The sequence below is a fragment of the Microbacterium sp. 1.5R genome (assembly GCF_001889265.1).
Lineage (GTDB): Bacteria > Actinomycetota > Actinomycetes > Actinomycetales > Microbacteriaceae > Microbacterium.
Genome location: NZ_CP018151.1, coordinates 3,429,547 through 3,454,135, shown reverse-complemented (window position 1 = coordinate 3,454,135; position 24,589 = coordinate 3,429,547). Strand labels below are relative to the sequence as shown.

The following is a 24,589-nucleotide window of genomic DNA, read 5'->3' as shown; positions in this document are numbered from 1 at the left end:
GATAAGACGTCGGGAATCCTCCCGCCGTCACGATCACCCTCACGAAAGGAGCTCCTCATGGGACTCGATGACAAGATCAAGAACGCCGCTCAGGACATCGCCGGCAAGGCGAAGGAAGCGATCGGCAACGCGACCGACAACGACAAGCTCGCCGCCGAAGGCAAGGCCGACCAGGTCAAGGCCGACGCGAAGAAGGCCGGCGAGAACGTCAAGGACGCATTCAAGAAGTAAGACCCCCGGCGCGGGCGGATGGAGCGGTGTCACGCTCCATCCGCCCGTTGCTGTGCGCGGCGAGGATGCCATGAGACCATGCGGGGGATGGATGCTGCCGCTGATGACGAGCTTCGCGAGCTATGGGCTCGTGCCTACGGTCCGCGTGCTGACATCGCGGGCGACCCGTCCGCGGTCCGCCGACTCGAGGAGCTCGAATCCTCGCGCAGCGCGGCGTCGACCGGGGGCGCGGCCGGATCCCAGGCCGCTGGCGCCGCATCCGTTGTGGCCTCCGTCGCCGACTCGGAGCGCGCCGAGCTGCGGGTGGTGCATCCCTCGGCCGATGCATCGCGCGAGAGCGGTGACCTGCTCGACCGACTGCACGACGAGTCCACGTGGGACGAATCGGTCGCGCCCGCGGCGTCGCACGAGGTGACCGGGTGGCCGGGGCACCTGGCGAGGTGGCGAGCACCGCTGTGGGTGGCCTCCGTGGCAGCGTCGGCCGCGCTCGCGGCGTCGATCGCCTACGCCTTCGCCGTGGTACCGCCCGTGTCGTCGTCTGCGGGTGCGCCGCAGATCGAGACGCTCGAGCTCACGAGATCCGGAATGATCGCGCCGGGGTGGTTCGGCGCGGAGAAGGATGCGGCATCGGCCGAGTTCTCCGGCCTGACGGTCTTCCTGACGCCCGGGTGGTACGCCGACTCGGGAGAGCGTTCGTCGGAGAACGTCTGTCTCAATGTCGTCAGGAACGACCAGCTGCCCGATGTGCGTGACTTCACCGAGACGTCCTGGAGTTTCGAGGGCCAACGGTACGCGGCGTGCGGCGTGGGTGCATTCCCGCCGACCGTCGCGGTGCCGTTCGACTCCGAGACCCCCGACGAGCTCGCCGAGCGCTTCCCGTCAGGCGTGGCGCTGCAGTTCGTGCTCGACGGCGGCCGTGTCGGAGTATTCCTCGACAGCGGCGAGGAGTAGCGGGTCAACGCCGGATCGGCAGCGACAAGTGGACGCCCGCGAGTTCTTCGAGCTGGTCCCATACGCTCTGCGCGAGTTCAGCAGGAGGGGTGTGGGTGCGGGCGAGCGGCTCGACTCGCAGGGGAAGTCCGCGAAGCCGCCCCGCGGGCGCGTAGTACTCGCCGCCCTGCGCGGCGGGATCCGCGAGCGCGCGCACCGCAGCCCAGGCGGCGGTGTCCTTTCCCTGAGCCCAGGGCGTGTAGGGGTTGCGCCGGTACGGGGTCGAGGCGTCGTGGATGCCGGTGCGCTCGGGCGTCTTGGCGTCGACGCCCACTCCGGGACGCACCACGAGCGAGGCGACGGGAAGGTCAGCGGCGCGCAGGCGGCGGTCGAGCTCGAAGGCGAACACCTCGGTCACCGTCTTGGCCTTCGTGTAGGCCGCGATGGCGCTGCGCGGGGTCGCCCTGGGCGACAGGCAGCTCTTCCTCGACATCATGCTCGCCGGCATCCGTCCGACCGTCTAGACCCGGCCCGCCACCACCGGCGCGCCCACCCGCGGCACCGCGGCATATCCCGGGCGGATGAACCACGACGGCAGCGCTCGCCGCAGGTCGCTCGGGCCGGTCGCGGTGGCGTCTTCGGCGAGCAGCAGCGTCGTCCATTCGATGTCCCCGCGCCAGAACCGGGTCAGCGCTCGGAGCGTGCAGCGCACCTCGACCGACACGTCGTACCCGGGGTCGGCGTCGCACACGTCGGCCTCGCCGTCGTGGATCACCAGCCACCACCGGCGCTGCGCCGGACTCGCGTCCGTGAAATGCAGTGCGATCACCGTGCGCGCATCGGGGACGGTGCCGTGATCGACATTGCGGTGCATGTCCCACAGCAGCAGCTTGGGGTCGAGGTCGGCGTCTCCGAGCTCGCCGATCCAGCGCACCCCCCACGCCGAGAGCTGCTCGACGACCGGACGCAATTCGGCACCCGCGACGGTGAGCACGTAGCGGACGTCAGCACCCTGGGCGATCCGCTCGATGAGGCCGGCACGCTGCAGCTGGTCGAGTCGATGGGACAGCAGCGTCGGCGACATGCGGGGGAGGCCGCGGCGCAGCTCGTTGAAGTGCTCGGTGCCGAGCAGAAGCTCACGCAGCAGGAGCATCGTCCACCGCTCGTCCAGCAGCTCCATCGCCTTGGCGACGGGGCAGAACTGATAGTAGGGGGCGCCCACGGACCTCACGATAGACCCGGTACAGATCGGATACTAGAGCGGTCTGCGCGGGGTTCGTAGCGTGAGGATCACAAGGCAGAGGAGCCCACCATGAACACCACCACCACCGACCTCCAGGCCGACGCCGACCGCGCGCTGAAGGCGAATCACAGAGTCGTCTGGGCGCTCGGCGACTATTCGGCCGTCGCGCGCGAAGTGATCCCCGAACTCGGTCGGGTGCTCGTCGCCGAGAGCCGCATCGGGCCGGGCGATCGCGTGCTCGACGTCGCCGCCGGCACCGGCAACGCGTCGATCGAAGCTGCGCGCACCGGTGCATCCGTGGTCGCGAGCGACCTCACGCCCGAGCTGCTCGAGATCGGCAGGCAGGATGCTGCACGGCAAGGCGTCGAGCTCGCCTTCGAGGAGGCGGATGCCGAGGCGCTGCCCTATGCGGACGACTCTTTCGATGCCGTGCTCTCGTGCGTCGGCGTGATGTTCGCGCCGCATCACGAGGTGGCGGCCGGCGAGCTGACGCGGGTGGTGCGCGCCGATGGACGGCTGGCGTTGATCAACTGGACGCCCGAGGGGTTCGTCGGACAGTTGTTCGCCACGCTCAAGCAGTTCGTCCCCGCGCCGCCTGCCGGTGTGCAGCCGCCGCCGCTCTGGGGTGACGAGGAGCACGTACGCGCCCTCCTCGGAGACCGCGTGGCCGAGCTGTCGACGCAGCGTCGGCAGCTGTCGGTCGACAGGTTCGCGTCGGGTGCGGAGTTCCGGGACTTCTTCCGGGACTTCTACGGCCCGACCGCGGCGGCGTACCGAGGTATCGGCGACGACGAACAGCGGCGAGCAGAGCTGGATGATGCGCTCGCCGACCTCGGCGATCGTCACCTCGAGGACGGTCGGATGCCGTGGGAGTACCTGCTCGTGACGGCCCGCGTCGTCTAGAGCGGCGCCGTCGGGGCGTTCGACGCACGAAGGGGCCGACCGGGCATCGCCGGTCGGCCCCTCTCTGTGCGGTCGTCAGCTGATCGCGGCGCGCAGCTCGGCGGCGGCGTCTCCGACGTTCTCGGCGCTGTAGATCGCGCTGCCCGCGACGGCGACCTGCGCCCCGGATGCCTGGACGGCGGCGATGCTCGAGGCGTTGACGCCGCCCGCGACGGAGAAGGCGACGCCGGATGCGGTGCCGTCGGTGAGCAGGCTGTCGAGCGAGTAGCCGTCCTGCGCCTGCTCGTCGAGACCCGCGTGCATCTCGACGAACTCGGCACCGAGGCCGATGACCTGCTGCGCGCGGGCGGGCTTGTCGGCGACGCCGATCAGATCCACGACGATGCCCTTGCCGTGCTTCTTCGCGGCCTTCACCGCGCCGGTGATCGTGCTGTCGTCGGCCACGCCGAGCACCGTCACGAGATCCGCCCCCGCGCCGAAGGCGATGTCGGCCTCGAGTTCACCGGCATCCATGGTCTTGAGGTCGGCGAAGATCACCTTGTCGGGGTGGGCGCTCTTCAGGGCGGTGATCGCCGAGAGGCCTTCGCTCTTGATCAGCGGGGTGCCGAGCTCGAGGATGTCGACGTGCGCGGCCGCGGCGGCGGCGAGCTCGAGGGCCTTCTCGGTGCTGAGCGTGTCGATGGCGAACTGCAGTTTCATGGGTGTTCCGTTCGTTCTGCGGGGTGGATGGTGGGGCGGCAGCCGCTCATTCGAGGTTCGCGTGGCGCGGCCAGAGGTCGTCGGCGCTGGTGCCCTGGCGCTGCCAGAGGGCGTGGAAGAGCCCGTCGCCGATGACGACGACCGCCTGCTCGAACAGGCTCGCCGCGTACTGGTGCGAGGCGTCGGCCGTGCGGTCCAGCTTCTGGGCGGCAGGCACCCGCACGACGACGTCGGCGAGCTCTGACAGGGGCGACGTCTCTGCGGTCGTGAGCGCGCCGATGCGCGCCCCGACCGACGAGGCGCGCTGCGCGGCTCGCACGATCGATTCCGTCGTTCCCGACCCGCTCGCCGTCAGCAGCAGGTCGTCGGCCTCGATTGCCGGAGTGGTGGTGTCGCCCACCACATGCACGTCGAGTCCCAGGTGCATGAGGCGCATCGCGGTCATTCGCAGGGCGAGCCCTGAGCGGCCGGCTCCGAGCACGAAGACGCGCCGGGCATCGACGACGAGGTCTGCCAGATCGATGAGCTGATGCGCGTTCGCGACGCTCGTGCGCTCCGCGACGCGGAGCAGCTCGTTGGCGATGAGGGAGATGGCGGCGCCGGGCGACATCGTGGCGGTGAGAGGCATGTCTCCACTCTTGCGATCGCGCGACCTTCGGGCGCTCCCGCCTCGGGACCGTTCCACCTACCCGAAGGGAGAGGGACGAATAGAGTAGGTGATCATGAGCATCGAAGAGCATGCTGGGCCGGCGGGATCACGCCGACTGGCCGCAGACCACGCGCTCGCCCTCGCCGAGCAGCGGGACCGCTACGCCCTCACCCTCGAATCCCTGCTCGCGACGCTGCGCTCGCAGCGGCTCGACGACCGGGCGGCACGCACGATCGCGGTCGATGTCGCGGCCGGTGCACTGGTCGGACTGCGGACGCACAACGATGAGCAGGGAGCAGGACTCGAGCCGGTGACGGGCGCCTTCGAGCGTCTGCGCGGCGATCTGCGCCCGCTCGTGCGATACAGCGAACTCGACGTGCAGTTCGTCGAGCCCCCGGCCAACGGTCGCGCGCTCCCCGGAGTGATCGCCCACTCTGCGCGCTCGATCGTGAGAAGCACCGTGCTGGCGATCGTCGACCGCGGAGAGACGCGACGCGTGCGCATCCAATGGGACTGCGACGGATTGAACCTGCTGATCGCGATCCGCGACGACGGCCGAGGAGACCTGACGACGCACGACGACGCACTTCGCCCGATCGCCGAGCAGGTCTCTGCGCTGTCAGGCGACCTGTCGGTGGCCTCGACACCCGGATGGGGGTCGGAGGTCGGCATCCGCCTTCCTCTCGATCCACCGGCCGAGCCGGGCGATCTGCCGGATGCGATCGACGCCAGCCCGCGAGAGCGCGATGTGCTGCGACTGGTGTCGGCGGGGCGCCGCAACCGCGAGATAGCCGAGACGCTGAACGTGAGCGAGAACACGGTGAAGTTCCACGTGTCGAACCTGCTGCGCAAATCCGGGGCGGCGTCACGCGCCGAGCTCGCGGCCATCGTGCGCGGCTGACCACCCCTTCGGGTGGGGCTGTGCCTGCTCGGAAGGATAGGTGGGGAAGTCGTCGGTCCGATGCCTCTTGACTCCGGCGCTCAGCGCTCTACCCTGGCAGGCATGTGCCGCAACATCGTTCCTCTGAACAACCTCGCCCCACCGGCCACCGATGACGAATGCCATGAGGCCGCAGTGCAGTTCGTGCGCAAGATCTCGGGTGCCAACGCCCCCTCCCGCGCCAACAGGGAGGTGTTCGACCGTGCTGTCGCTGAGATCGAGAAGTCGGTGCGACATCTGCTCGATGACCTCGTCACGACCGCACCCCCGAAGGACCGCGACGAGCAGCGCGAGAAGCGACAGGCTCGCTCAGCCGAGCGGTACGAGGCGATCCGGGTCTTCCAAGAGGCCAAGCGCGCGGCGAAGGCGGCGGCGGACTGAGCCCTCGCTAGTCGTCGCGGAACACGGCATCGACCGCCATCGTGAGCGTGTTCGTCTCGGATTCGAGGATCGATTCGTCCGAGGGGAGCGCCCGTTCGAGGGCCAGGCCGGCGAGGACGGAGTTGAGGAAACGCGCGCGCGTGGCGTTGTCTCCTGCCGGGAGTGAGCCTTCGTCTTCGAGGACGGACAGCCAGTGCTCGACCCTCCGCTGCCCTTCGCGCTCGATGGCCAGGTAGGCATCACGGAGTTCGTCCGTGAGCTCGGGTTCGATGAAGGTCCGGTGCAGGATCGTGGCTGCCTCGCGTGCCTGCGCCCCGACTCCGGACGGAGCGAGCACCTGCCTCAGACATGCGAGGAGCCGCTCCTTCGCGGTCAGCGACTCATCGTGGATCGGGTCGTCCGGTGCGATCACCTCGTAGACCACGCGGAGGACCTCGTCGAGCAGCGCCCGCTGCGTCGGGAAATGGAAGCGCAACGACCCGGTGCTCACGCCAGCCCGCGCTGCGACCGCGCGGACGCTGAGCTTCGCGCCGCGTGATTCGCCGAACATCGTGAGTGCCGCGTGCAGGATGCGGTCCTTCGTCGGCAGCATGCTCGGCTCGGCGGTCATCATCCCATTCTCCACGACCCCCGGTGACACAGTGTGTTAGCGTGGCGTGCGTCCCTCACTAACACACCGTGTTAGTCCATCGACGGGAGCACCCATGACACTCATCCGCAGGCCTTTCCAGATCATCCGCTCGAACCTCCGCGTCTACGCGCTTCTCAATGCGCTCGCCTACGGCACCTTCGCGATCGGCTTCATCCTCGGGCTGCTCTTCCCCGACCTGGTCGCCGGCCGCGCCCAGGCGCTGGAGGACGACGGCACAGCGAGCCTCGTCACCTCTCTGCTCAGTAGTCCCTGGCTCTTCGCGCTGACGATCCTGGCGGTCAACACCCTGCGGCTCGGCGCCCTCACGATCCTGCTGCCCTCGCTCGTCGTGCCGTTCCTCGGACTCGCGACGTTCGCGGTCTGGTCGGTGACGACCGGAGTGACCCTCGTGCCGACGACGCCGGAGGGGTGGGTCGCGCTGATCCCGCATTCGCTGACTCTCGTGATCGAGCTGCAGGCCTACATCCTTCTGCTGCTGGGCGCGTTCCTGCTGGGCCGGTACTGGGTTCGCCCACAGGCGATCGGTGCGCGGAATCGACGCGCGGCCTACCTGCGCGGACTCCAGCACATCGGCTGGCTGAGCCTGCCCGCCCTCGCGCTGCTCATCATCGGGGCGCTCTACGAGGCCTTCTCGCTGCTCTACTTCGTGTACCCGTTGCAGCAGTGGCTGCTCGGATAGCCGGAACGGACATCGACACGGCGATCTGAGAAATCTTCATCCAGGTGCATCCAAACCCGGCGCTCCCGGAGAACAACTCCTATGAAGGGCCGCACAGGGCGGTCCGGGTACAGGAGGAACAGATGCGCAAGACAGTCGCCGCCGGCCTCGCCGTCGGAATGATCACCGCTCTCGGTCTGGCCATGCCGGCCGGCGCCGCCACCACCCAGGCCGCACAGCTCTCGGTGCTGCACGCGATCCCCGACACCCCCGTCGACGTGTACGTGAACGGCGAGCTCACCCTCGACGACTTCGCGCCCGGAGACCTCGCCGGACCGCTCGAGCTGCCCGCCGGTTCGTACGAGGTGGCGCTCACCGCTCCCGATGCCGCCGACGCCAGCGCGCCCATCCTCGGCCCGGCGACCCTCGCTCTCGAAGCAGGCGGGAACTACACCGCCGTAGCCCACCTGACCGAAGCGGGCGAACCCGGTCTCAACCTCTTCACCAACGACATCTCGCAGACGGCTCCCGGCCAGGGGCGACTCACCGTGCGTCACACCGCCGCGGCGCCCGCGGTCGACATCCTCGCGGGCGGATCGCCCGTGATCGAGAACCTCACGAACCCGAACGAGGCCAAGCTCGACCTCCCCGCGGGCACCGTGTCGGCCGCCGTCGCTCTGACCGGCACGACCGACCCGGTCATCGGTCCGGCAGACGTCGCGATCGAAGAGGGCGTCAACACGATCGTCTACGCGTGGGGCAGTGCCGAAGACGGCAACCTCGCGATCGCCGCACAGACGATCTCGGGACTCCACTCGAACCCCGACGGAGTGCCCTCCGGCACCGCGGGCTACCTCGCTGAGCAGGATGCCTCGGCGAACGCCCTCCTCTCGGCGGGTCTCGTCGCCCTCGCGATCGCGACCGCCGTGGGTGCGGGCCTGATCGTCCGTCGCCGCCAGACGGTGCGCTGATGCTCCGAGGCACGCTGCGGACGGCCCGTCTGCGCCGCGTCATCATGACGTTCGGCGCCCTGGTCACCGCGGCGTGCCTCGTGGCATGCACACCGGGAGGGGCGGGCGCGGATCTCCCTCCTTCCACGGAGTCGCCCCCCACGACTCCATCGCCCGTCCCTCCCACTCCCGCGAGAGACGTCGCCGTGCGGCCGGGTGCTCTCCCCACCCCGACCGCATCCGTCGCTCCCGTGGGTCTGGCCATCCCGTCGCTCGCCATCGACATGCCGGTGACGGACGTCGGGGTGGCCGACTCCGGACAGATGGAACTGCCCGTCGACCCGGCCATCGCCGGCTGGTATCGATACGGAGCGGATGCCACGAGCACGAGCGGCCGGATTCTGATCGCAGCGCACGTCGACGCGATCGACTATCCGATCGGACCGCTCGCTCGCCTGCGGGACGTGCCCGCCGGCGAGACCATCCTCATCACGGCGGCCGACGGCACCAGCCGCGAGTTCGTGGTGCAGTCGCTGACCTACTACGAGAAGGCGGCACTGCCGACCGACGAGCTCTTCCAGCGTGGTGGCCCCTCGGCCCTGGTGCTGGTCACGTGCGGCGGACCTTTCGACAGCCAGACCGGGCACTACCGCGATAACGTGGTCGCGGTGGCGGTCCCGCGATGAGGCGGGGTGATCACCATGGAGAGGAGACTCCGGGTGGATGAGACCACCGAAGCCGAAGCGGCGCTCGACCGGCGCTTCGTCGCGGGCGACGAGCAGGCGCTCGCGGAGCTCTACCGGCGGTGGTCGCCGGTCGTCTTCACCCTGGCGCTGCGCTCGCTCGGCGATCGCGGGGATGCCGAGGACGTCACCCAGCGCACCTTCGTGTCGGCGTGGAACTCGCGTGCCGGATACGACTCGTCGAAGGCGCGACTGTCGACCTGGCTGATCACGATCGCGCGGCGCCGGATCGCCGACACGTTCGAGGCGCGCGCCAAGGTGCAGCAGCTGCAGGCCGAGATGGAACGACTCACTCCGCCCGACGCCCTCGTCTCCGAATCGATCGATCTGTCCGAGACGCTGCTGCTCTCGAGCGAGCTCCAGCAGCTCGCGCCGGATGCACAGGCCGTCATGCGACTGGCCTTCTACGATGACCTGACCCACGAAGAGATCTCACGCAGAATGGGGATGCCGCTCGGCACCGTGAAGAGCCATATCCGCCGAAGCCTTGCCCGCATGCGCGACCGATTGGAGGTGAACCGTGTCACATCTCGATGACGAGAAGATCGCCCTGATCGCGATGGGCGAACCGGCCGGATCCGACGCCGACATGGAACACCTCGTCGAGTGCGAGAACTGTGCCGCCGAGGTCGCTGCGATGTCGCGGGTGGCGCTCGTGGCGCGCTCCAGCGTCGTCGAGGGCGACCTGGAATCCCCGCCCGCCGACGTCTGGTCGAGGATCCACGGCGAACTCGGGCTGACCTCGGCGGTTGCTGCCGACCCGGCATCCGACGTCCACCCGCCCGAATCGGAGTCCGCATCGGCACCGGCTGCATCGGCACCGGTCTCGGCGGCCGGTCCGGCGGCAGCGACTGAGGCGGATGCTGCGGAAGCGGCTGCGCCGCGACACCGGGCTCGTGTCCGTCCACGCCGCCGCTCGTCGGCCACCATGTGGATCCTCGCCGCGTCGATGGCGCTCGTCGTCGCGATCGGCGCCGGAGTATGGATCGCCCGCACCCTCACGCCCTCCTCTGCCGTGATCGCCTCGGCCGAGCTCGCCGCGTTCCCCGACCACCCCGATGCGGAGGGACAGGCCCGGATCGACGACGACGGCGACGGCCGGCGCACGCTGACAGTGACCCTCGACGGCGACGAGCTCGTCGCCGGCGACTACCGCGAGGTGTGGCTGATCCGCGAGGACGGACAGGCGCTGATCAGCCTCGGGGTGCTCGACGAGTCCTCGGGCACGTTCCGCGTCCCCGACAGCGTGGACCTCGACGAGTACCGCCTGGTCGACATCTCCTTCGAGCCGGTCGACGGCGATCCTGCGCACTCGGGCGACTCGATCGTGCGCGGCGAGCTCGACTTCGCGTGAGAGGCGCTCCTCCGTCCCCGTAGCTTCGCGAGCGCGCCGTAGCTCTGGGTTCAGGCGCGCGCAGCGCCGGCCTGTGCGAGCACGCGCTGCAGCGGACGGTAGTGCTCGATCACCGCCCCGCGATACGCGTCGACGTCGCCTGCTCGGACGGCGGCGAGCATGTCGCCGTGCGCGACCGCAGTCTGGTGGATGTCATCGGGCTGATCGATGTCGAGCTGGGGCAGTACGGCCGTGTGCACATCCCAGAAGGCGCCGACGAGCTGGCCGACGAGTCGGTTGCCGATCGCGTCGAAGAGCTTGGTGTGGAACAGGCGGTCGGCCTCGAGGAAGTGCTCGCCTCGGCTCGCCTTGTCGACCATCTCGGCGACGAGCTCATCGAGCTCTCCACCCTCGTCGACCTGGGCGGCCGCGACGACGCGCTCGGCCATCGAGAGGTCGAGAGCCAGGCGCACCTCGACCACCTCGCGCAGAGACTGGAGGGATCCTTCGGGTGAGAGGACCCCTCGGAAGACCAGCGCCTCGACCATCGGATCCAGCGACATCGCGCCGACGTAGGTGCCGTGGCCGTGCCGGACATCGACGATGTCGAGCGTCGACAGGGTGCGGATCGCCTCCCTGACCGACGAGCGCGACACATCGAGCTCTTCGCAGAGCTCGGTCTCGGTCGGGAGTGGATCGCCGGGGGTCAGCCCGCGGGCGATGATGAGCTGCTTGATCTGATCCGCCGTCGTCGAGCGCCGCATCCGCGATGCCCTACTCGTGGTGGACTTCATCTGGTCTCCCTCTCGTCCCGACGCAAACGCTCTGATCATCTCACTCTTGTGATTCGATCGAACGTGTGTTTAGAGTACATCAGACATCAGATGTCCTCAAGATGTCCCCCACCCACCCTGGAGCACACATGAACCGACACGTCACCCGCCGCCGTGCGGGTCGATTCACGACACTGATCGCCGGCACCGTCGCCGCGTCGGTTGTCCTCGCCGGCTGCGCGGCCGGCGCGACCCCGGCAGCCGACGAGAGCGCATCCGCCGGCGACATCGACGCGGACGCGATCATCGAAGCGGGCATCTCGTACACGCTGAACGGCAGCTTCGACCCGATGGTGGCCTCCGGCGCCGTCACGGTCTCGGCGAACTGGCATGTTTTCGAAGGCCTGGTCGACCTCGACCCCGTCACGCAGGAGGCGGCGCCCGCGCTGGCCGCGGACCTCCCGACCCAGGTCGACGACACCACGTACGAGATCGATCTGCGCGAAGGAGCGACGTTCCAGAACGGCGACCCCGTCACTGCCGAGGATGTCGTCTTCAGCTACGAGCGGGTGCTGAACCCCGACAACAACTCACTGTTCCGCACCTTCATCGACTTCGTCGACACCGTCACCGCCGTCGACGAGGACACGGTGCAGATCACCACCGACTACCCGTTCTCGCTCATCAATGAGCGACTCGGCGTCGTCAAGATCGTTCCGAAGGCGGTCGTCGAGGCAGATCCCGAGGGCTTCGGAGCGAACCCCGTCGGCTCGGGCCCGTACTCGCTCGTCTCCGCCGTGCCCGAGGACAAGCTCGTCTTCGAGCGCTACGACGACTACAACGGCCCGCACCCGGCACTCGCTGCGGGCATGAACTGGAACCTGCTGTCCGACGCCTCCGCCCGAGTCACGGCGATGTCGACGGGCACGATCCAAGCCATGGAGGACGTGCCGTACATCGACGTCGACTCCCTGGCATCCGCGGCTGACGTCGAGAGCGTGCAATCCTTCGGGCTGCTGTTCATGATGTTCAACACGAAGGCAGCGCCCTTCGACGACGTACGCGTGCGCCAGGCGATGCACTACGCCCTCGACATGGACAAGATCATCGAGACCGGGATGCTCGGCAACGCGACCCCCGCGACCTCGTTCCTGCCCGAGACGTACCCGAACTTCAACGAGGCCTCGACGGTCTACAGCTATGACCCCGAGAAGGCCGAGGAGCTGCTGGACGAAGCGGGCGTCGACGACCTGTCGATCACGCTGCTCACCACCGACACCGGCTGGGTGAAGGAGGTCGCGCCGCTCATCAAGGAGTCGCTCGACGCCATCGGCATCGACACCACGCTCGACATCGGGCAGTCGGCCGCCATGTACGAGAAGGTCGACTCCGGTGACTACACGGTCGCGATCGCACCCGGAGACCCATCGGTGTTCGGCGTCGACCCGGACCTGCTGATGAACTGGTGGTACGGCGAGAACGTCTGGACCCAGACCCGCACCAACTGGGCCGACTCGCCCGAGTATGCCGAACTGCGGACGCTCCTCGACTCCGCCGTGCGGCAGCAGGGCGACGAGCAGCAGGCCACGTGGGACGAGGCGTACGACCTGCTCTCCGACCAGGCAGTGCTCTACCCGTTGTTCCACCGCAAGCTGCCCACCGCATGGAGCAGCCAGGAGCTGGTCGGATTCGCCCCCGTCCCCACCACCGGCCTGTCGTTCCTCGACGTCGGCGTGGCGGCGAAGTAGCCCCGGCCCCCGCGGCGGGGGTGCGCGCCCGAGCGCACCCCCGCCACACCTCCCCGAACCTGGAAGGAGCGGCACGTGTCCAACACGCTCCGCCTCATCGGACGACGCCTGCTGCAGCTGCCGTTCATGATCCTCGGCATCACGTTCCTCGTGTTCTTCGTGATGTCGTTCTCCCCCGTCGACCCCGCGCGCACCGCGCTCGGAGAGACGGCATCCCCCGAGGCGCTCGAGGCGTACCGAGAGCAGTACGGCCTCGATCAGCCGCTGCTCGTGCGGTATTTCACATTCCTGCTCGGCCTGCTGCAGGGCAACCTCGGGACCTACTCGGCGCGCAGCCTTCCGGTGATCGACGAGGTCGTCCGCGCGTTCCCCGTCACCCTGGCGCTGACCTTCCTCGGCCTCCTCATCGCCGTCATCGTCGCCTTCGTGATCGGCGTCCTCGCCGCCGTCTATCGTGACCGCTGGCCCGATCAGCTCATCCGCATCATCGGAGTGGCGTCGCTGTCGACGCCCTCGTTCTGGCTCGCGATCCTGCTCATCCAGCTCTTCACCCTCGGACTGAACGTGCTGCCGGCATCCGGTCCGCTTCCGGATCTCTGGGAGGACCCCTCGGGGTGGCTCGCGCGCATGGCGCTGCCCGCCATCGCTCTCGCGGTGCCGGTGATCGGCCAGCTGTCCCGGGTCGTACGCACGTCGATGGTCGAAGAGCTCGACCGAGACTACGTGCGCACAGCACTCGGCGCCGGGATCCCGCGCACGATCGTCGTCGGCCGCAACGTGCTGCGCAATGCGCTCATCACGCCTGTGACCGTGCTCGGTCTGCGCATCGGCTACCTCATCGGCGGGGCGGTGGTGATCGAGATCATCTTCGCGATCCCCGGCATGGGCACGCTGATCCTCAACGGCGTGACCAACAACGAACCCAATCTCGTGCAGGGCGTGACTCTCGCAGTGTCACTGGCCTTCGTGGTGATCAACATCATCGTCGACCTCCTGTACGTGCTCATCAATCCCCGAATCCGGGCGGTGTGACATGCGACGCAAACTGACTGAACGACTCTCGCTTCCGGGGCTCCGCTTCGGCGGGCTGTCCCTCGGCTCCCTGATCTGCATCGTGGTGCTCGCGGTGATCGCCCTGGCGGCGATCGCTGCACCCCTGATCGCGCCGTTCGACCCGCTGGCATCCGGTGCCCCGGTGCAGCCGCCGAGCGCCGAGCACTGGTTCGGCACCGACCGCCAGGGCCGCGACATCTTCTCCCGACTGGTGTACGGCGCCCGGTACTCCCTGGTGATCGGGCTCGGCGCGACCCTGGTCGCACTCGCCGCGGCCTGCGTGTTCGGCACCATCGCCGCCACCGCCCCTCGGTGGATCTCCGAGACCCTCATGCGGGTGATGGACGTGGTGATGTCCTTCCCGGGCATCGCGCTCGCCGCGGTGTTCGTGGCGGTGTTCGGCAAGTCGCTGCCGGTGCTCGTGCTCACGATCGCCTTCCTCTATGTGCCGCAGCTCACCCGCATCATCCGCGCGAACATCCTCGATCAGTACGGCGAGGACTACGTCTCAGCCGTGCGCGTCATGGGCGCGGGCACTCCGAGGATCATCGCCAAGCACGTCGCCCGCAACGCGATGGCCCCGGTGCTCGTCTTCGCGACCGTGCTCGTCGCCGACGCGATCGTCTTCGAGGCGTCGCTGTCGTTCCTGCAGGCCGGCGTGCCCGACCCCGAGCCGTCGTGGGGCAACGTGATCGCCGCCGGTCGCAACCTGCTGATGAGCGGGGCGTGGTGGGCGACTTTCTTCCCCGGCATCCTCATCATGCTGACGGTGCTCTGCCTCAACATCCTCTCCGAGGGGATGACCGATGCGATGGTGTCGCCGCGGGCACGAAAGATCACCGCCGATGCCGCGAACACCGAGGAGTCGACGCACGAGCTCGAAGAGGCGGCCGCAGGCCACGACGACACGAATGTGATCGTCACGGTCGACACCGCCGTCAATCTCTCCGTTCCGAGCGGCGTGCCGGACGTGCTGGTGCCGGTGGCACCCGCGGTGCCTCTCTCCGAGCGGCTCGCCGTTCTGCGGCAGCGCGAGCTCTCCCGCACCGATCGGCTCGTCTACGCGGGCGACGAGACCCCGTTGCTCGATGTGCAGGACCTCTGCATCTCGTTCCCGCGGCACGGTGACGTCGACGTGGTCGACCGTGTCAGCTTCACGGTGCGTCCCGGCGAGACCATGGCGCTGGTGGGCGAGTCGGGCTGCGGCAAGTCGATCACCTCGCTGGCCATCATGGGCCTGCTCGACGCGAAGGCCGACGTTCGAGGACGCATCCTCTTCGACGGCGAGGATCTGCTGCAGATGACGCCGAAGAGCCGCAACGCGCTGCGGGGGCACGACATCGCGATGATCTATCAGGATGCCCTGAGCTCACTGAACCCGGCGATGCTCATCCGCTCGCAGATGAAGCAGCTCACATCCCGAGGCGGCACGCGCACGGCGGAGGACCTGCTCGAGCTGGTGGGACTCGACCCCGCGCGCACGCTGGCCTCGTACCCGCACGAGCTGTCGGGCGGTCAACGTCAGCGCGTGCTGATCGCGATGGCGCTCACCCGCGATCCGCGACTCGTGATCGCCGACGAGCCGACCACGGCTCTCGACGTCACGGTGCAGGCGCAGGTCGTCGAGCTGCTGATGCGGCTGCAGCGCGAGCTCGGCTTCGCCCTGGTCTTCGTGTCACATGACCTCGCGCTCGTCGCCGAGCTCACCCACCGCATCACGGTGATGTATGCGGGGCAGGTCGTCGAGCAGGGCACGACCCGAGAGATCCTGACGCAGCCGGTGCACGAGTACACGCAGGGTCTCCTCGGCGCCGTGCTGTCGATCGAGGCGGGGTCCGACAGGCTCCACCAGGTCTCCGGTGTCGTCCCGTCTCCGCGTGACTTCCCCGCCGGCGACCGCTTCGCTCCTCGCTCGTCCGACCCGACCCGCTATGCGGGGGTCGAGCCGGTGCGTCGACGGATCGAGGGAACCGACCATTACTACGCCGCGCATCCCGACGATGCGCCCATCGACGCGATCGGAGCAGGACGATGAACGACACCGTCATCGAGCTCGAGGACGTGCACGTCCGCTACAAGACACGTGCGTCGTCGCTGTTCCGGCCGAAGTACGTCGACGCCCTCGCTGGTGTCTCGCTCACCGTGAAGCGGGGGCAGACCCTGGGGATCGTGGGGGAGTCGGGCTCGGGCAAGTCCACCTCCGCCAAGGTGCTGGTCGGCCTCGAGAAGCCCACGAGCGGCCGGGTCGTCTTCGACGGCGAGACCGTGACGTCGTTCACCCCGGCGGTGCGCCGACGGCTCGGCCGCATCCTGTCGGTCGTGTTCCAAGACCCGGCGACGGCCCTGAACGCTCGGATGACCGTGCGCGATGCGCTGCTCGACCCGATGCAGGTGCACCGGCTCGGCACGCCGGCGAGCCGTGACCGCAAGGTGCGCGATCTGATCGGACTCGTCGGTCTGCCGGCCTCCGCACTCGAGGCGTTGCCCAGCCAGCTCTCCGGCGGTCAGCGTCAGCGTGTCGCGATCGCGAGGGCGCTGGTGCTGGATCCGCAGGTGATCGTCGCCGACGAACCCACCTCGGCGCTCGACGTCTCGGTGCGGGCTCAGATCCTCAACCTGCTCACCGACCTGAAGGAGCAGCTCGGCCTCGGCATGGTCTTCATCTCGCACGACATCCAGACCGTCCGCTACCTCTCAGACGAGATCGCCGTGATGAACCGGGGGAGGGTCGTCGAGTTCGGCGATGCCGCCCGCGTGTTCGAGGCGCCCTCCGACGACTACACCAGAACGCTGCTGGGCGCCGCGCCCTCGCTGCTCGAACCGACCAACTGAAACGACCGGAACACAATGACTGCTGCATCCTCCTCCGTCACCTTCACCGGTGTCATCCCGCCCGTCGCCACCCCGCTGCTGCCCGACGGCACGATCGACCACACGTCGCTCGAGCGGCTCGTCGAGCGGCTCATCGCCGAGGGCGTCTCGGGCCTGTTCGCCCTCGGATCCACCGGCGAGACCGCCTACTTCACCGACGATCGGCGCGTCGAGCTGCTCACGACGATCGTGCGGGCGAACGCCGGTCGGGTTCCGATCATCGCCGGTGCGATCGAGCTGACCGCGCCCCGCATCATCGAGACCGCGCGACGTCTGGTGGCAGCCGGCGCAGAGGCGATCGTCACGACAGCGCCCCTCTACACGCTGAACTCCCCCGCCGAGGTCGCCGATCACTTCCGGGCGATCGCCGCCGCGATCGACGTGCCGCTGTGGGCGTACGACGTGCCGGTCCGTGTGCACTCCAAGCTCGGCATCGATCTGCTCGTGCAGCTCGGGAGCGAAGGCGTCATCCGTGGCGTCAAGGACTCCTCGGGCGACGACGTCTCGTTCCGCCGACTGATCGCCGCGAACGATGCTGCGGGCCGCCCGCTGCAGCTGCTCACGGGCCACGAGGTCGTCGTCGACGCCATGGCGCTGGCAGGTGCTGACGGCGTGGTGCCCGGTTTCGCGAACGTCGAGGCCGAGGGTTACGTCAGGCTGTGGGATGCCACGCAGCGCGGCGACTGGGCGGAGGCGCGCACAGAGCAGGAGCGCATCAACCGTGCGTTCGACATCGTCTTCGCGCCGAGGGGTCTCTCCGGCGACGCGACCGGCGTCGGCGCGTTCAAGGCGGCCATGCACGCCCGCGGCATCATCGACCACGCGACCATGGCCGACACCGTGCAGTCGCTCGACGTCGACACTGTCGCCCGCATCCGCCAGATCCTCTCCGAACAGGGGATGCTGCCGGTCGTCGTCTCCTGATGGCGCATCGTCTCGTGCCAGCGCATCATGTCGGATCAGCGCATCATGTCGGATCAGCGGAGTCGCGCGAGGTGGTGCTGGCGGTGGACATCGGCGGCACGAAGACGTCGGCGGCCCTCGCCGATCGTGGCGACATGCTGCTGTGCACCGAGACGGCGCCCACGCGAGCAGCGGAAGGACCGGCGGCGGTCGTCTCGACCGTCGCCGGTCTGGCGCAGAGACTTCTCGACGGATCACCCGCGCGTCTCTCGGGCGTCGGGATCGGCGCGGCCGGGGTCGTGAACGCCGTCACCGGCACGATCGTCTCGGCGACCGACACCTTCGCCGACTGGCCGGGCACCCCCGTCGCCGAGCTGGTGCGTGAGGCGCTGGGCGACCTGCTGGTGCCCCGCGCCCCGGTCGTCGTGCAGAACGACGTCGACGCGCATGCCGAGGGCGAGTACCGGCACGGGGCGGCGGCCGGTGCGGCCAGCGTGCTCGTCGTCGCCGTGGGAACCGGTGTCGGGGCGGGGCTCATCCTCGACGGCAGCGCCGTGCGCGGCGCACACCACGTCGCCGGCGAGATCGCCCACCTGCCGACCCCGGGGGCCGAGCATCTGCGCTGCCCCTGCGGTCGCATGGGGCATCTCGAGGCCATCGGCTCCGGCATCGGTCTGCACGCGCACTTCCGGTGGCTGGGCGGGGATCCGCACATCATCGACGCCCGCGGGGTCGCAGCCGCCGCAGACGACGGCGACCCGATCGCCATCCGTGCAATCGGAGAGTCCGCCGCTGCCGTCGGGCGCGCGCTCGCCGGCGCCGCGACCATCCTCGACCCGGAGCGCATCGTGATCACCGGGGGAGTGCCGAAGATCGGCGACGCATGGTGGACGCCGATGCTGAGCGCGTACGCGGACGACGCCATCGATGCACTGCAGTCCACTCCGATCCTGCCGGGCGCGCTCGGTGACGACGCGCCCCTGCGGGGCGCCGCAGCATCCGCCTGGAGGGCGATATGACATCCATCGACATCCTCGACCGGCTGCGAGGGGGCCTCATCGTCTCGTGCCAGGCCTACCCCGGCGAGGCGATGCGCGATCCCCGCACCATGGCGCAGGTCGCGCAGGCGGCGGTCGTCGGCGGAGCCGCCGGCATCCGGGTGCAGGGCCTCGACGACATCAGAGCCGTCGCCGGGATGACCGTGCCGGTGATCGGGCTCTGGAAGGACGGCGACGCCGACGTCTTCATCACGCCGACGCTCGAGCACGCGAAAGCGGTCGCCGATGCGGGTGCCGACATCGTCGCGATCGACGGGACCCGCAGGCCGCGGCCGGACGGGAGAAGCCTCGCCGAGACGGTCGCGGCGCTCCGCGAGCACACGGACGCGCTGATCATGGTCGACTGCGGATCCCTCGACGACGCCCTCGCGGCCGAGCAGGCCGGAGTCGACATCCTGGGCACCACGCTCTCGGGATACACGTCCGAGCGGCCGAAGTCCGAGGGTCCCGACCTCGAGCTGATCGCGATGCTCGCGTCGCGCTGCAGCACCCCGATCATGGCGGAGGGGCGGATCCACTCGCCTGCGCAGGCGGCTGCAGCGGCCGCCGCCGGGGCGTTCGCCGTGTGCGTCGGCACCGCGATCACCCACCCGGCGACCATCACGTCATGGTTCGTCGCCGCACTCACCGAGGAGAGCTGATGGACGTCGTCATCGCACCCGAAGCCCAGATCGGCGAGATCGTCGCCGACGACATCGCCGCCCTGATCGCAGCTCGGCCGGATGCCGTGCTCGGCCTCGCGACGGGATCGAGTCCGCTGCGCATCTATGACGCGGTCGCCGAGCGCGTCGAGCGCGGGGAGCTCTCCCTCGCGCGCGCTCGGGGGTTCATGCTCGACGAGTATGTCGGACTGCCCCTGGGACATCCGTGCCGCTACAGCACGGTGATCGACGAGGACTTCGTCTCGCGCGTGGATCTCGCCCCCGGCGCGGTGCGCGGGCCGGACGGTGACGCCGCTGATCTCGACGCGGCGTGTGCCGGCTACGAGAAGTCGATCCGCGATGCCGGCGGTGTCGACCTGCAGATCCTGGGCATCGGCACGGACGGGCATATCGCGTTCAACGAGCCCGGCTCGTCGCTGGCGTCGAGGACCCGAGTGAAGACGCTCACCGCACAGACCCGTGAAGACAACGCCCGTTTCTTCGGCGGCGACGTCGACGCGGTGCCGTATCACTGCCTCACGCAGGGGCTCGGCACGATCATGGACGCGCGACGCATCGTGCTCGTCGCGACCGGTGAGGCGAAGGCAGAGGCCGTCGCGCAGCTCGTCGAAGGGGCGGTGTCGGCCCGATGGCCCGCGACGATCCTGCAACACCACCGACGCGTCACCGTGCTCGTCGATGACGCGGCCGCGTCGCGGCTCGCGCTCGCCGAGTACTACCGGCACACTCAGGCGCACCGCCACCTGGTGTCATGAACGAGCCGCTCGCACCGCTGCTGGTCAGCTCCTACGCGGTGTCTCCCGCGCACGCGACCTGGGATCCCGATCTCGAGGCCGAACTCCTGCCCGCGCTCTGCGCGCTGCCCGATGTCGTAGGGCTCGAGGTGCCGTGGATCGGGGGCCTGCACCCTCATGATCCGGCGTGGTTCCTGCGCCACGTGCCTGCCGCGGCCGAGCTCGCGGTGACCCCGCTGCCATGGGTGATGAAGCGGTGTGCGGCCGACGCCCGCTACGGCATCGCCTCCCCGGATGAGGACGGGCGTCGCGCCGCCATCGCCGACCTGCGCGCAGTCGCCCGAGACGTGCGGCGGATCGACCACGACACCGATGCGTCGGTCGCTCTGGTCGCGCTCCACACCGCTCCGCAGGGGGGAGGAGATCGAGCGCATCTGGCGGCATCGCTCGCCGAGATCACCGGATGGGACTGGGCGGGAGCGCGGCTCGTCATCGAGCACTGCGACGCCGCGGTGCCGGGTCACCCGTGGGAGAAGGGCTTCCTGACGCTGGACGACGAGCTCGGCGCGATGCTCTCGCTCGACGCTCCGCTGGCGCTCTGGCTGAACTGGGGTCGCTCGGTGATCGAGACGCGCGACGCCGACGCGGTGACCGGGCAGATCGCGGATGCGGCGGCGACCGGTCGGCTCGCCGGGCTGACGTTCTCGGGGTCGGCAGCGATCGACGGCCCCTATGGCCCAGCCTGGACGGACGGGCACCTGCCGCTCGCGGCAGCGGATCCCGCATCCGGTTCGCTGTTGGATGCGGCCCATGCCGCCGCCGCGCTCGCCTCCGCCGGTCAGGTCGAGCGACTCGGGCTGAAGGTCAGTCGACGGCCGGGAGACACGACGGCGGAAGATGTCATCCGGACGGTCGACGACAATCTGCGCGCGTTGAGGGCGGCTGCCCGCGCGTGAAACGGGTCTCCGCGCTTTCTACGCAGCACGCTCCCGCACGGCAGGCCGGGTGAGGCGCGGGATCAACGATGGCGTGTTCTCGCGGTACTCGACGTAGTCGGCGCGGTCGCCCCACTTCTTCTCGGCGCGCGCTTCGAGCAGTGGGATGCCGCTCACGCGGGTGAGCAGCAGGATCACGAACAGCGGCGACAGGATCGCGACCCACTGCCACCCCGCGAGCACGGGTGCGGCGGTCAGGAACACGCCCACCCAGATGACGATCTCGCCGAAGTAGTTCGGGTGCCGCGAGCGCGACCACAGGCCGGTGCGGATGAACTCGTCCTTGTTCTTCGGGTCGGCGCGGAACGCCGACTTCTGCGCGTCGGCGACGATCTCGATGGTCATGCCGAGCAGCCACACGACGATGCCCACGACGGTCAGCCATCCGATGGGCGCTCGTGCCGCAGCATCCGTGCTGATCGCGATCCATGCCGCCGCCGCCGTGATCGACACCCACGCACCCTGGATCACCCACACCTGCAGGAAGCGCACGGGCGAGCCCTTGATCTCGTCGAAGCGGCCGTCGGATCCGGCCTTGTGCACGCGCAGGGCGAGGAACGACCCGAGGCGCACGGCCCACAGGATCACCATCGCCGCGAGGATCCAGCTGCGCGCATCGGGCATAGGCGTCAGCAGCACGAGAGCGACCGAGATGGCCAGGAAGGTGAGGCTGCCGGTGAGGTCGAAGAACCGCTCGGTGCGCAGGGTCATCGCCGGGATGAACGCGATGACCTGGATGGCGAATGCCGCGGCGACGGCGAGGGCGAACAGCGGGATGCCGCCGATCGCCGCACCGCCCTGGCTCCCGGCGAGTGCGACGAGGGCTCCGATGACGAGCGCGACGATGATCGCGATGAGAGACGATCGCGAAGACTTGGGGGTGGAGGAGGTGGGGGAGGACATCGTTCTCTTTCTGCTTCTCAGAGGTACAGGTCTTCGACGGTGACGGCGGCGCGATCCAGCACGACGCTCCGCTTGAGCTTCATGGTCGGCGTGACCAGGGCGCGGTCGTCGAGGTCGGCGAAGACGACGCTGAACCGGCGCACCTGCTCGCTGCGGGCCACGAGTGCGTTGGCGGCGTCGACGGCATGCTGCAGGCGAGCGCGCAGGGTCGGGTCGGTCACGGCGCGGAGGTCGGCCTCGGCGATCGGAGGGATGCTGACGCCTTCGGATGCCGCCCAGGCCACGGTCTGCTCGGGGTCGAGCACGAGAAGCGCCGAGAGATACGGCTTGCCCTCGCCCACCATCACCGCGTGCGAGACGAGCGGATCTGCCTCGACCGCGCTCTCCCAGCGCGTCGGCACCACCGTCTTTCCGTTCGAGGTCACGATCACGTCTTTGAGTCGGCCTTCGAGGAAGAGCCGGCCCTGGTCGTCGAGCCGCCCGAGGTCGCCGGTGCGGAAGAAGCCGTCGACGAAGGCACCCTCGTCGTGGGCCGGGTTGCGGTACCCGCCGAAGACGCCGATGCCGCGTGCGAGCACCTCGCCGTCGTCGCTGATGCGCACGGTGAGCCCGGGCAGCGGCGAGCCGACGCTGCCGGAGGCGATGCGGCCGGGCAGGTTGCCGGTGAGCGGCGCCGTCGTCTCGGTGAGACCGTAGCCCTCGATGACGGGAACGCCGATGCCGCGGAAGAAGAGCGAGAGCTCGGCGTCGAGCGCGGCTCCACCCGACAGGATGTATCCGACGCGCCCGCCCATCACGGTGCGGAGGCGGCGGTAGAAGAGAGCGTCGAAGAAGCGGTGCCGCAGGCTGAGCCCGAGGTCTTTCGGGACACGGCGGCCGGCGTCGATCCGTTCGGCGCGGTGGCCCCAGGCGACGGCCGTCGACCGGGCCTTCGCCCACACCGCCGAGAGCTTCTTCTCGGCGGCTTTGTCGGCCGCGGCGGCCTGGATCTTCTGCAGCACCCGCGGAACGACGACCAGGAATGTCGGGCGCAGAGTGTCGAGGGTCGCGACGACCGTCGAGGGATCGGAGAGGTGCGCGATGCGCATGCCGCTGGCCAGGCAGATCAGCTGCAGCCCGCGCGCCAGCACGTGGGCGAGGGGCAGGAAGATGACGGTGTTGCCCTGCTCGTTCACGATCTCGCGATACGCGGCGGCGATGTTGAGGACCTGCCCGAGGAAGTTCCGGTGCGTGAGCACGACGCCCTTGGGCTCGCCCGTGGTGCCCGAGGTGTAGACGATCGTCGCGGGGTCGTCCTGCGAGGCCGAGGTCCTGCGAGCCTCGAGTTCGTCGTCGGCGACGTCGACGCCCCGCGCGACCAGGTCGGAGAGCGTGCCGGATGCCGCGGCATCCATCGTCCAGGCGCCGAGAGTGTTCCGTCCGGTCTGCGTGAGCGCCGCCCGAAGAAGCACCGCGTGCTCCGTGGTGCCGCCGATCGCCAGGCGCACGCCGGCATCGGCGACGATGGCGTTGACCTGCGACGGCGACGACGTCTCGTAGATCGGCACGACGACGGCGCCGGCGAACCAGGAGGCGAGGTCGGCGACGGCCCATTCGTAGCGCGTCGGCGCCATGATCGCGATGGGGTCGCCGGCCCGCACACCCTGGGCGATGAAGCCCTTGGCCAGAGCGCGCACCTGGGTGAGGAACTCCCGAGTCGTGATCGGGCGCCACGGTCCTCGAGCATCCGCGCCTTTGACCTCGAAGGCGACGTGATCGGGAGCTGCGGCTGCGCGTGCGACCAGCAGGTCGGTGACGTTGCGATACCCGTCGAGGTCGGCGAGCGGCGGGGTCGACGATTCGATCATCGGAACTCCTCTCGGGCGCGCGAGAACGGGCCCATCTGCTCCTGTTCGGAGCCCGGGAGGAATCGGATGGGGAAAGGCACTGCTGATGTCTCGGCCAGTCGACGTCTCGGCACTCTCCCGTCGGTGTCCAGCCGAATGCGGTGGGGGCGATGTCACCCGTTGATCCATCCCTGCATGTCCGTCCACACCGCAGTCAGGGCATCCTCGAGTGAGAGATCGGAGGGGCCTTCCAGCCATCGGTCCATCGCGAGGTCGAAACAGGTCACGGCGAGGGCGGCCAAGGTATGTGCGTGCTCAGGGGCGATGCCGCGCTGGTTCAGTGACCGTTCGATGGCGCGCGCGAGGTAGTGACTGCGCAGAAGATCGCGTTCGTGCAGCGCGGGTTCGCTGCGGATGATGCTGCGTCGACGTGCGATCTGCTCCCGCCACTCCTGGAGGCCTCGGCATGCGGCCGCGAGGCCGGCTCGAACGGTGGCCGTCCCGCCGCGTTCTTGCGGGATGGACTCCATGAAGTCGCTCACCGCTTGGGGGAACTCGCGATCTCGGAGGAACAGCACATCGCGTTTGTCCGAGAAGTGGCGGAAGAACGTCCGCGTGGTCAGTCCCGCCGCCTCGGCGATCTGGGGAACCGTGGTTCCCGAGTACCCCTGGTCGGTGAACAGGTTCATCGCTGCAGCTTCCAACCGCAGTGCAGCATCCGGTGACCATCGAGGCATACAGCAATGATGAC

28 protein-coding genes are annotated in these 24,589 nt (G+C 69.2%); 19 read left to right on the top strand and 9 right to left on the bottom strand.

The window, feature by feature from the left end; genetic code table 11:
* Positions 1-57 precede the first annotated feature (57 nt).
* Together BMW26_RS16510 and BMW26_RS16505 are read left to right on the top strand one after the other, a co-directional pair.
* A complete protein-coding gene (locus BMW26_RS16510) occupies positions 58-231 on the top strand; it encodes a CsbD family protein (RefSeq protein ID WP_053098095.1) in 174 nt (57 codons plus the stop codon).
* 87 nt (positions 232-318) lie between these two features.
* Positions 319-1,182, top strand: a complete 864-nt coding sequence (locus tag BMW26_RS16505) for a hypothetical protein (protein WP_072592081.1) — start codon at positions 319-321, stop codon at positions 1,180-1,182.
* 4 nt (positions 1,183-1,186) lie between these two features.
* Here the strand turns inward: BMW26_RS16505 and BMW26_RS16500 are convergent, their stop codons facing one another.
* Positions 1,187-1,657: a hypothetical protein gene (locus tag BMW26_RS16500; protein ID WP_198032351.1), complete on the bottom strand. Its 471-nt coding sequence runs from the start codon at positions 1,655-1,657 to the stop codon at positions 1,187-1,189.
* Between the two features lie 24 nt (positions 1,658-1,681).
* Positions 1,682-2,383, bottom strand: a complete 702-nt coding sequence (locus BMW26_RS16495) for a winged helix-turn-helix transcriptional regulator (protein ID WP_072592079.1) — start codon at positions 2,381-2,383, stop codon at positions 1,682-1,684.
* 90 nt (positions 2,384-2,473) lie between these two features.
* Between BMW26_RS16495 and BMW26_RS16490 the strand changes: the two genes are divergently transcribed.
* Positions 2,474-3,307: a class I SAM-dependent methyltransferase gene (locus BMW26_RS16490; protein WP_072592078.1), complete on the top strand. Its 834-nt coding sequence runs from the start codon at positions 2,474-2,476 to the stop codon at positions 3,305-3,307.
* 75 nt (positions 3,308-3,382) lie between these two features.
* On the opposite strand, the gene hxlA is transcribed toward BMW26_RS16490, so the two are convergent.
* Together hxlA and hxlB are read right to left on the bottom strand one after the other, a co-directional pair.
* Positions 3,383-4,006 (bottom strand): 3-hexulose-6-phosphate synthase, encoded by a 624-nt coding sequence (gene hxlA / locus BMW26_RS16485; RefSeq protein ID WP_053098088.1) that lies wholly within the window; start codon positions 4,004-4,006, stop codon positions 3,383-3,385.
* 46 nt (positions 4,007-4,052) lie between these two features.
* Entirely contained in the window at positions 4,053-4,634 is a 582-nt protein-coding gene (gene hxlB / locus BMW26_RS16480; protein ID WP_072592077.1) for a 6-phospho-3-hexuloisomerase, read from the bottom strand.
* Positions 4,635-4,728: 94 nt separating this feature from the next.
* Between hxlB and BMW26_RS16475 the strand changes: the two genes are divergently transcribed.
* Positions 4,729-5,556 carry a helix-turn-helix transcriptional regulator gene (locus tag BMW26_RS16475; RefSeq protein ID WP_053099285.1) on the top strand — a complete coding sequence of 276 codons (828 nt, stop codon included), beginning with the start codon at positions 4,729-4,731 and terminating at the stop codon, positions 5,554-5,556.
* Positions 5,557-5,658: 102 nt separating this feature from the next.
* Positions 5,659-5,976, top strand: coding sequence for a DUF2277 domain-containing protein (locus tag BMW26_RS16470; RefSeq protein ID WP_053098085.1), 318 nt, complete (start codon positions 5,659-5,661; stop codon positions 5,974-5,976).
* A gap of 7 nt (positions 5,977-5,983) precedes the next feature.
* On the opposite strand, the gene BMW26_RS16465 is transcribed toward BMW26_RS16470, so the two are convergent.
* A complete protein-coding gene (locus BMW26_RS16465) occupies positions 5,984-6,589 on the bottom strand; it encodes a TetR/AcrR family transcriptional regulator (RefSeq protein WP_157557454.1) in 606 nt (201 codons plus the stop codon).
* Positions 6,590-6,680: 91 nt separating this feature from the next.
* Here BMW26_RS16465 and BMW26_RS16460 point away from each other — a divergent pair, with 91 nt between their 5' ends.
* From BMW26_RS16460 to BMW26_RS16440, 5 genes are all read left to right on the top strand, one after another.
* Entirely contained in the window at positions 6,681-7,307 is a 627-nt protein-coding gene (locus tag BMW26_RS16460) for a stage II sporulation protein M (protein WP_157557453.1), read from the top strand.
* Positions 7,308-7,429: 122 nt separating this feature from the next.
* On the top strand, positions 7,430-8,257 hold the full coding sequence (locus BMW26_RS16455) for a DUF4397 domain-containing protein (protein ID WP_053098083.1): 828 nt from the start codon (positions 7,430-7,432) through the stop codon (positions 8,255-8,257).
* Positions 8,257-8,922, top strand: a complete 666-nt coding sequence (locus BMW26_RS16450; protein WP_232224496.1) for a class F sortase — start codon at positions 8,257-8,259, stop codon at positions 8,920-8,922. The genes BMW26_RS16455 and BMW26_RS16450 overlap by 1 nt, the downstream gene beginning before the upstream one ends.
* Before the next feature lie 33 nt (positions 8,923-8,955).
* Positions 8,956-9,516: an RNA polymerase sigma factor gene (locus tag BMW26_RS16445; RefSeq protein ID WP_150115128.1), complete on the top strand. Its 561-nt coding sequence runs from the start codon at positions 8,956-8,958 to the stop codon at positions 9,514-9,516.
* Positions 9,500-10,333, top strand: coding sequence for an anti-sigma factor (locus tag BMW26_RS16440; protein ID WP_072592075.1), 834 nt, complete (start codon positions 9,500-9,502; stop codon positions 10,331-10,333). The genes BMW26_RS16445 and BMW26_RS16440 overlap by 17 nt, the downstream gene beginning before the upstream one ends.
* 50 nt (positions 10,334-10,383) lie before the next feature.
* On the opposite strand, the gene BMW26_RS18060 is transcribed toward BMW26_RS16440, so the two are convergent.
* Complete coding sequence (locus BMW26_RS18060) at positions 10,384-11,106, bottom strand: FadR/GntR family transcriptional regulator (RefSeq protein WP_269634997.1); 723 nt, start codon at positions 11,104-11,106, stop codon at positions 10,384-10,386.
* A 128-nt stretch (positions 11,107-11,234) separates the two neighbouring features.
* Between BMW26_RS18060 and BMW26_RS16430 the strand changes: the two genes are divergently transcribed.
* The 9 genes from BMW26_RS16430 (at position 11,235) to BMW26_RS16390 (ending at position 21,070) form a co-directional block, all read left to right on the top strand.
* Positions 11,235-12,833 (top strand): ABC transporter substrate-binding protein, encoded by a 1,599-nt coding sequence (locus BMW26_RS16430; protein WP_072592073.1) that lies wholly within the window; start codon positions 11,235-11,237, stop codon positions 12,831-12,833.
* Positions 12,834-12,908: 75 nt separating this feature from the next.
* Positions 12,909-13,865 carry an ABC transporter permease gene (locus BMW26_RS16425; protein ID WP_072592072.1) on the top strand — a complete coding sequence of 319 codons (957 nt, stop codon included), beginning with the start codon at positions 12,909-12,911 and terminating at the stop codon, positions 13,863-13,865.
* A gap of 1 nt (position 13,866) precedes the next feature.
* Positions 13,867-15,921 (top strand): dipeptide/oligopeptide/nickel ABC transporter permease/ATP-binding protein, encoded by a 2,055-nt coding sequence (locus tag BMW26_RS16420; RefSeq protein WP_072592071.1) that lies wholly within the window; start codon positions 13,867-13,869, stop codon positions 15,919-15,921.
* The gene (locus BMW26_RS16415) at positions 15,918-16,718 is read left to right on the top strand and encodes an ABC transporter ATP-binding protein (RefSeq protein ID WP_072592070.1); all 801 of its coding nucleotides are present in this window, start codon (positions 15,918-15,920) and stop codon (positions 16,716-16,718) included. The genes BMW26_RS16420 and BMW26_RS16415 overlap by 4 nt, the downstream gene beginning before the upstream one ends.
* Positions 16,719-16,733: 15 nt before the next feature.
* A complete protein-coding gene (locus BMW26_RS16410) occupies positions 16,734-17,681 on the top strand; it encodes a dihydrodipicolinate synthase family protein (protein ID WP_072592069.1) in 948 nt (315 codons plus the stop codon).
* Positions 17,682-17,695: 14 nt separating this feature from the next.
* The gene (locus BMW26_RS16405; protein WP_232224495.1) at positions 17,696-18,679 is read left to right on the top strand and encodes an ROK family protein; all 984 of its coding nucleotides are present in this window, start codon (positions 17,696-17,698) and stop codon (positions 18,677-18,679) included.
* Positions 18,676-19,359, top strand: a complete 684-nt coding sequence (locus BMW26_RS16400; RefSeq protein ID WP_072592068.1) for an N-acetylmannosamine-6-phosphate 2-epimerase — start codon at positions 18,676-18,678, stop codon at positions 19,357-19,359. Before BMW26_RS16405 ends, BMW26_RS16400 begins: the two co-directional genes overlap by 4 nt.
* Entirely contained in the window at positions 19,359-20,135 is a 777-nt protein-coding gene (gene nagB / locus BMW26_RS16395; RefSeq protein ID WP_072592067.1) for a glucosamine-6-phosphate deaminase, read from the top strand. Before BMW26_RS16400 ends, nagB begins: the two co-directional genes overlap by 1 nt.
* Positions 20,132-21,070, top strand: coding sequence for a DUF4862 family protein (locus BMW26_RS16390; RefSeq protein ID WP_072592066.1), 939 nt, complete (start codon positions 20,132-20,134; stop codon positions 21,068-21,070). The genes nagB and BMW26_RS16390 overlap by 4 nt, the downstream gene beginning before the upstream one ends.
* An 18-nt stretch (positions 21,071-21,088) precedes the next feature.
* On the opposite strand, the gene BMW26_RS16385 is transcribed toward BMW26_RS16390, so the two are convergent.
* The 3 genes from BMW26_RS16385 to BMW26_RS16375 all read right to left on the bottom strand — a co-directional run bounded on the left by BMW26_RS16385 (position 21,089) and on the right by BMW26_RS16375 (position 24,527).
* A complete protein-coding gene (locus tag BMW26_RS16385) occupies positions 21,089-22,012 on the bottom strand; it encodes a DUF1295 domain-containing protein (RefSeq protein ID WP_072592065.1) in 924 nt (307 codons plus the stop codon).
* A 17-nt stretch (positions 22,013-22,029) separates the two neighbouring features.
* Positions 22,030-23,859, bottom strand: a complete 1,830-nt coding sequence (locus BMW26_RS16380; RefSeq protein WP_072592064.1) for an AMP-dependent synthetase/ligase — start codon at positions 23,857-23,859, stop codon at positions 22,030-22,032.
* Positions 23,860-24,011: 152 nt separating this feature from the next.
* On the bottom strand, positions 24,012-24,527 hold the full coding sequence (locus tag BMW26_RS16375; protein ID WP_187249261.1) for a TetR/AcrR family transcriptional regulator: 516 nt from the start codon (positions 24,525-24,527) through the stop codon (positions 24,012-24,014).
* Between the last annotated feature and the right edge of the window lie 62 nt (positions 24,528-24,589).